At 41.1% G+C, this 644-nt stretch carries 1 protein-coding gene; it reads right to left on the bottom strand.

Features of this window, described 5'->3' with window-relative positions; all coding sequences use genetic code 11:
• On the bottom strand, positions 1-644 hold a 644-nt coding region (locus DPQ89_RS17320; protein ID WP_241558880.1), incomplete at both ends, for an EF-Tu/IF-2/RF-3 family GTPase.

Raw genomic sequence — 644 nt, 5'->3', positions numbered from 1 at the left:
CAGCACCAATTGTTCTACCACCCTCACGGATTGCGAACTTAAGACCTTTTTCCATTGCGATTGGAGTGATTAGCTCTACGTCGAATGAAGTATTGTCACCTGGCATGATCATTTCTGTTCCAGCTGCTAACTCGATAGCTCCTGTAACGTCAGTTGTTCTGAAGTAAAACTGTGGTCTATAACCTTTGAAAATTGGAGTGTGTCTACCACCCTCTTCTTTAGAAAGAATATAAACTTCACACTTAAATTTCGCGTGTGGCTTAACTGTTCCTGGCTTAATTAAACACTGACCACGTTCGATATCTTCTCTTTTAACACCTCTTAAAAGAAGACCAACGTTATCACCTGCTCTACCTTCGTCAAGAAGCTTTCTGAACATCTCAACACCAGTTACTGTTGTCTTACCTGTTTCTCTAATTCCTACGATTTCTACTTCTTCGTTTACCTTAACGATACCTCTTTCAATTCTACCTGTACAAACTGTACCACGACCTGAAATTGAGAATACGTCTTCTACTGGCATTAAGAAGTTAAGATCTACGTCTCTAGCTGGAGTTGGGATATACTCATCAACTGCTGCCATTAACTCAAGAACTTTCTCTGAACCGATTGCATCGTCTCTACCCTCAAGTGCTGCAAGCGCT

Origin of the sequence: Halobacteriovorax sp. HLS, assembly GCF_004006665.1 — a bacterium.
Lineage (GTDB): Bacteria > Bdellovibrionota > Bacteriovoracia > Bacteriovoracales > Bacteriovoracaceae > Halobacteriovorax.
This window is presented reverse-complemented; position numbering and strand designations above follow the sequence as displayed.